This is a genomic window from Maribacter sp. (assembly GCF_016744255.1).
GTDB lineage: Bacteria > Bacteroidota > Bacteroidia > Flavobacteriales > Flavobacteriaceae > Maribacter_B.
In genome coordinates this window covers 62,865-69,053 of the sequence record NZ_JADGES010000005.1, presented here as the reverse complement: position 1 = coordinate 69,053, position 6,189 = coordinate 62,865, and the positions used below count along the sequence as shown (strand labels likewise).

Here is a 6,189-nt window from a genome sequence, read left to right as displayed (position 1 = left end):
CTATTATAGTGATATTTGCATTAGTTAAAACAGGCCAGTTTTAAGTGTAATAGATTCATAAGATGAAATACGGAAAAATAAAAAATATAGTCAAAAATCTGTTGTCAGATAATTGGTATACTCTAAACAAGTTTATATTCGATTACCAAAGAGAAGATGGTACCTGGGAAAAGCAAGAGCGAGAAGTGTACGATTGTGGTGATGCAGCAGCGATATTACTGTATAACCTACAGAAACAAACCGTTATTTTAACCAAACAGTTTAGAATGCCTGTTTTTCAGAACGAATCAGAATCTGGCGATGGGAAGATGGTTGAGGTATGCGCTGGTCTTTTAGATGGCGATACTCCGGAGGTTTGTATAAAAAAAGAAACGTTAGAAGAAACGGGTTATAAAATAGATTCAGTTACTAAGGTGTTCGAGAGTTTTATGGTTCCTGGTACGGTGATGCAAAAGGTGCATTTTTTTGTAGCCGCATATGAGGAAAATCAAAAAATAGGAAAAGGGGGCGGTGCAGAATACGAGACCGAAAATATAGAAGTATTAGAAGTTGATTTTAATACAGCTTTTGATATGATAAGCAAAGGTGAAATTAAAGATGGAAAATCCATAATGCTCTTACAACATGCCAAAATAGAACAATTGTTAAAAGCTTAATATGTATCTCTTATTTCTTTAAATATGGTATGCATTTGGTTCTTAACTTCCTTGGTAGGTACCCTATAATGGTTGTTCATAAAGCTAAAAATTAAAATTTTCCCTGAACGCGTTTGTAAATAGCCACTAAGACAATAATTATTACCTAAACTACCAGATTTAGCATAGATATAGGGTTGCTCTACTACTTTGTTTTTATCAGAATCCGAATTTGTCTCTACAGGAAACAAAGTAAATAATCTCTTTAATGGCACTTCTTTGTAAAGTTTATAAAGTACATGCACCATAGATTCTGGTGTAAATAAATTATATCTAGATAAACCAGAAGCATCTACCCATCTGGGTTGTTGTCTTAAACTACTAAGGTGTGTATCTAAGATGTAATCTCTTGTAATTTTAAAGTTTAGTGTATCTTTAAGAATACCAGAACTCATTATTACTAGTTGTTCTGCTAAAAAATTATCACTTTCGTGCATCATTCTTTTATAGACAGAATCTGTTGCGATACTATAAAGTATATTTTTAGGACCCTCGGGTAATTTAGAGACTACACTAATCTCTTTGTTTAATGCACTTTCTAATAGTTTCTTAGATACGCTAGTGTTCGTAATAAAAGGGACTTCTAGGGTGTCTTTTTGGATTTTGTTATAATAAAAAAGATTTTTATTTAATTCTCTATGCTTAGAAATATCAGCATATATAATACAATCCTTAAAATAGGTAGGATTTGCAATTAGGGAATCTGTATGGTGTATGGTTAATACATTGGCGTGTATCGGCAAAGCACTACGCTCTGGAGAAAAATAAGTATCATAATCTTCCCAAGCCCAACCTGGACCATATTGGGTGTCGCTATAATTAGAGAAATTAAAGGCGATGTTTTTATATTTTTTTAAGAATTGTATAACAATACTATCTTTAAAGTAAGGGTGAAGCAATGTGGGGTTGCCAGTTCCTTGAGCATACAAGGTATCTTTTTGTATACTATATGTAAGTGCAGGTATATTTTTAGGTAACACTTTTAGAGCACTGTATAGCGTAAAAATTTTAGTATTACTTGCGGGAGTAAAATATTTGGAGCCGTTATAATTGTATAGCGTGTCTTTTGTGCTGGGGTCTATTACTAATAAACCAGTGAATTGATTTTTACGCAGATTAGAATCGAGTATTGCTTTAGTGACTTTGGAATAATTCATTTTAATTCCACCACAACTAAAAAATAAAATTATAAAGGAGGTAAGGATAAGAATTTTTTTCATAAAGATGAGGTTAAGGGTGGTAATGAATTTGTAAGAGCTTACCTTGTTTTAACAAGAATTTATCTAATATTTAACGTAATACAAGCAATAAACATATTGAATTTTTGGTTAACTTTACAGAAGAGACCAACATAATTTAAATATATATACAATATGGCAAGAGCTATGCTTGAATATACTAAGACAGTCCTAAAAAAAGTTAGTTTTGATACGAAGCTTTTTTGTAAAGAACTAGAAAAAAGTTTAACAAGATTATTACCAAACGAAATAGAAGAATTAAAATATTGGTTAGAACAGTTTATTAATGATAAACCAGAATTACAACCAAGTTTACTTTTCTTAAAAGCATAAAGAATAAAAGGTCACCTGAGAAGGTGACCTTTTTAATTTAGCCCTATTTAGAAATAGGGCTAATAATTTTTACATCTTGAAAAGCAATAGCACCTCTTACTATTCCAGATATTACATCTCTTAAGGCTTCTGTAATTTGTATTTTTAGTTCACTCTTATGGTATATTAAACTTACCTCTCTGGCAGGAGAAGGCGGGCTAAAATACTTTAAGTGCTTCTTTTTTCTTTCATCTAACTCTAAAGTATTTAAATAAGGCAAAAGAGTCATTCCTAAACCTTCATTGGCAAGGTTTACAAGCGTCTCAAAACTTCCGCTCTGTAATTGAAAATGGGCATCATCATAGTTCCTAGGTGCCTTACATAAATTTATTACACCGTCTCTAAAACAATGACCATCTTGTAAAAGTAGTATGTCCGATATATTTAAATCTTCTGGTTTTAAGACTTCATAATCTTTTAGTCTGTGATTGGCAGGTACGTAGCCAACAAAAGGCTCATAATACAATGGCCGTTCTTTAATAAATTCTACCTCCAGAGGTGTTGCTGCAATGGCGGCATCTATATGCCCGTCTTGAATATTGCGTATAAGGTTCTCCGTACTTTGTTCTTTAATAATAAGATTTACCTTAGGGTACTTACTTATAAAAGCTTTTAAGAACATAGGTAAAAGAGTAGGCATAATGGTGGGTATTATACCAAGTGTAAAATCGCCACCGATGAATCCTTTTTCTTGGTCTACAATATCTTTTATTCTTTCCGATTCATTGACTATATTTTTGGCTTGGGCTACTATTTTTTTACCAACTTCTGTAATTGTTATAGGCTTTTTACTTCGGTCAAAAATAAGTATATCTAACTCATCTTCAAGTTTTTGTACTTGCATACTTAAAGTAGGCTGTGTTACAAAGCTTTTTTGAGCTGCAAGTGTAAAGTTTTGGTGCTCTGCTACAGCTAAAACATACTGTAATTGTGTAATGGTCATGCGTTATAATTTTAAGCTATAAAGGTATTAAAACTATCAATAAAATTTATTATTAAATACATTTTTTATGCAATACCTTTATACTATCAAAAGGAGAATGAATAAAATTTACATACAATTATGAAATTAAATAGTATAGGATTAAACGCAGAAAAATCGAAAGGATTAAGTGATGATTTAAATGTTCTTTTGGCCAATTTCCAAAGATATTATCAGAATTTAAGAGGTATTCATTGGAATATTAAAGGGAAACGTTTTTTCGACTTACATGTAAAGTTCGAGGAGCTGTATGATGACGCTAATATGAAGGTCGATGAGATAGCAGAACGTATTCTTACTCTAGGTGGAGTGCCATTGCACACGTTTGAAGATTACATGTCTAAAGGAACTGTACCTGTTGGAAAAAACATTACTAAAGATGAAGAAGCTATCCGTTTAATAGTAGGCTCATTAACCCAGTTATTAGTATTGGAAAGACAAATTTTGGATCAAGCAGACGATGCTAATGACGAAGGAACCAATTCCATGATGAGTGGTTTTATTTCGGAACAAGAAAAAACCGTTTGGATGATGAAAGCTTGGTTGGCGGAAGAAATCTAAATTCTAAAATTTTTTAAAATGAAAATGCCTCGCTTTATTAGTGAGGCATTTTTGGTTTATATATGATCTTTCTCATTTCGGTAGCAGAAATTGTCAATTGGGTAAACCCTTTTAGTAGAGCATGTATGTAGTTCGCATTTTTGAAGTATCAACATCAAAAAACGAACAGTCATGTTAAAACTAGTATCTACATTTATTTTAATTTTTACTACTTCGGTTGCTTTTAGCCAAACCCTAATTTCGGGAAAAGTAGCTAATGAAAAAGGAAACCCAATAGCAGGAGCCAATGTGTATTTAGAGGGGACATACGACGGAGCTTCTACAGGAAATGACGGAAATTTTTCTTTTGAAACAACAGAAAAGGGAACACAAACTCTTGTAGTATCTATGCTTTCTTATGAAACGCATTATGAAACGGGAGAGATATCTTATTTAAACAACCGTACCATAAAGTTGCGAGAAGCTATTAATGAGCTTACAGGAGTTACTTTAACAGCCGGCACATTTAAAGCAGGAGACAATTCTAAAGTAGCAGTCTTAAAACCTTTAGATATTGTAACCACTGCAGGTGCTGCAGGAGATTTTGTTGCTGCATTACAAACATTACCAGGGACAAGCACGGTTAGTGAAGACGGACGTTTATTTGTTCGTGGTGGAGCAGCAGGAGAAACACAGGTTTTTATAGATGGTATACGGGTTTTTCAGCCTTTTAATGCAACAGCGAATAATATGCCAACCAGAGGAAGATTTTCGCCATTTTTGTTTAAAGGAATTACTTTTAGTACTGGAGGGTATTCTGCGGAATATGGACAAGCATTATCCAGTGTTTTATTATTGAATACGGAAGATATGCCCAAACAAGAAAAAACAGATATTTCTATTATGTCTGTTGGTGGAGGAGTAGGGCATACCGAAATATGGGGAAACCAATCTCTAAGTATAAATACGTCGTATATAAATTTAGCACCATACCAAAGTTTAATTCCTAATAACCAAGGAGCACGTTGGAATAAACCATACGAATCTATTTCTGGAGAAGCAGTTTTTAGAAGCAAAGCAGAAAAGAGTATGTTTAAACTATACACGGGCTTTAACCATAGTAATTTAGATATTGAACAAGAGGATATTAATTATGACGATTACCTTCCTTTTCAATTAAAAAACAACAACTTGTATGTGAATGCATCCTATAAACATTTTTTAGAAAATGAATGGACACTTACCACGGGTGCAAGTATTTCTTTGGATAAAAACAATATTGGAATTTTAAATGATGATATAGATACGGAAGAAACGGCTTCGCATTTAAAAGTGAAGGTTAAAAAGAACTTCAGTAGTAGGTTTCAATTACATTTTGGAGCGGAACATTTTATAACCAACTATGCCGATACTTTTATAGAAGAAAATGGTACTAGCTTTAATAGTGAATTAAAAGAAAACTTATCTGGAGTGTTCTCGGAAGCGGATGTCTTTTTTAGCAACCGATTGGCAATGAAAGTAGGAGTGCGAGGCGAATATTCTAAGGTTTTAAATGATTTTACCATATCACCAAGGGCTTCATTGGCATTTAAGAGTAGTGATAAAGGGCAGTTTTCTTTTGCTTATGGCGATTTTCACCAAAACCCACAGACGAACTATTTAAAGTTTGATAATAGTTTAAAATCAGAAAAAACAGCACATTATATTCTAAACTATCAATTTATAAATGATGGAAAAACCTTTAGAGCAGAAGCGTATTATAAAGATTATAAAAACTTAGTAAAATATGATACGGAAGAAGCGTTGTTTGCTAGTAGCTATAACAATTTGGGTAGTGGATACGCTTCTGGGATTGATATTTTTTGGAGAGATAATAAGAGTATTAAAAATTTAGACTATTGGGTCTCTTATTCTTACCTAAATACGGAGCGCGATTATTTAAATTTTGAAAACAGAGCAACACCTAATTTTGCTCCAAAGCATAATTTTTCTCTAGTCACTAAATATTGGATAAACGATTGGCGCTCGCAAGTAGGAGCATCTTACACTTTTGCTGCGGGTAGGCCGTATGATAATCCCAATTCTACCGAATTTTTAGGAGAGAAAACAAAAAGTTATAACAATCTAAGTGTCAATTGGGCATACTTAATATCACCTCAGAAAATCTTATATCTGTCTGTAAATAATGCTTTAGGATTCAATAACGTTAGCGGGTACCAGTATACTGATGCTCCAGATGTAAACGGAACATTTAATAGGCGTTCTATACGGCCAACGGCAGATACGTTCTTTTTTGTAGGATTCTTTTGGACTATTAGTACAGATAAAAAGAGCAATCAATTAGATAATTTATAAAATTTAA

Annotated in this window: 6 protein-coding genes; 4 read left to right on the top strand and 2 right to left on the bottom strand. The window is 32.9% G+C overall.

Annotated elements, in window-relative coordinates:
• Positions 1-62: 62 nt before the first annotated feature.
• Entirely contained in the window at positions 63-656 is a 594-nt protein-coding gene (locus QZZ51_RS02155; RefSeq protein WP_291865224.1) for an NUDIX domain-containing protein, read from the top strand.
• Here the strand turns inward: QZZ51_RS02155 and QZZ51_RS02150 are convergent.
• Positions 653-1,915: a D-alanyl-D-alanine carboxypeptidase gene (locus tag QZZ51_RS02150; RefSeq protein ID WP_291865221.1), complete on the bottom strand. Its 1,263-nt coding sequence runs from the start codon at positions 1,913-1,915 to the stop codon at positions 653-655. The two genes, QZZ51_RS02155 and QZZ51_RS02150, sit on opposite strands and share 4 nt — an antisense overlap.
• A 153-nt stretch (positions 1,916-2,068) precedes the next feature.
• On the opposite strand from QZZ51_RS02150, the gene QZZ51_RS02145 reads away from it, so the two are divergent.
• On the top strand, positions 2,069-2,266 hold the full coding sequence (locus QZZ51_RS02145) for a hypothetical protein (protein WP_291865219.1): 198 nt from the start codon (positions 2,069-2,071) through the stop codon (positions 2,264-2,266).
• 43 nt (positions 2,267-2,309) lie between these two features.
• On the opposite strand, the gene QZZ51_RS02140 is transcribed toward QZZ51_RS02145, so the two are convergent.
• On the bottom strand, positions 2,310-3,248 hold the full coding sequence (locus QZZ51_RS02140; protein WP_291865217.1) for a LysR substrate-binding domain-containing protein: 939 nt from the start codon (positions 3,246-3,248) through the stop codon (positions 2,310-2,312).
• A gap of 120 nt (positions 3,249-3,368) precedes the next feature.
• Between QZZ51_RS02140 and QZZ51_RS02135 the strand changes: the two genes are divergently transcribed.
• Together QZZ51_RS02135 and QZZ51_RS02130 are read left to right on the top strand one after the other, a co-directional pair.
• Complete coding sequence (locus QZZ51_RS02135; RefSeq protein WP_291865215.1) at positions 3,369-3,848, top strand: Dps family protein; 480 nt, start codon at positions 3,369-3,371, stop codon at positions 3,846-3,848.
• Positions 3,849-4,019: 171 nt separating this feature from the next.
• A complete protein-coding gene (locus QZZ51_RS02130) occupies positions 4,020-6,182 on the top strand; it encodes a TonB-dependent receptor (protein WP_291865213.1) in 2,163 nt (720 codons plus the stop codon).
• The last annotated feature ends 7 nt before the right edge of the window (positions 6,183-6,189 follow it).

Bases quoted from the DNA above. Each gene is read 5' to 3' on its own strand.
- QZZ51_RS02140 (WP_291865217.1), bottom strand. From the start codon at position 3,248: ATGACCATTACACAATTACAGTATGTTTTAGCTGTAGCAGAGCACCAA.
- QZZ51_RS02145 (WP_291865219.1), top strand. From the start codon at position 2,069: ATGGCAAGAGCTATGCTTGAATATACTAAGACAGTCCTAAAAAAAGTT.
- QZZ51_RS02130 (WP_291865213.1), top strand. From the start codon at position 4,020: ATGTTAAAACTAGTATCTACATTTATTTTAATTTTTACTACTTCGGTT.
- QZZ51_RS02135 (WP_291865215.1), top strand. From the start codon at position 3,369: ATGAAATTAAATAGTATAGGATTAAACGCAGAAAAATCGAAAGGATTA.
- QZZ51_RS02155 (WP_291865224.1), top strand. From the start codon at position 63: ATGAAATACGGAAAAATAAAAAATATAGTCAAAAATCTGTTGTCAGAT.
- QZZ51_RS02150 (WP_291865221.1), bottom strand. From the start codon at position 1,915: ATGAAAAAAATTCTTATCCTTACCTCCTTTATAATTTTATTTTTTAGT.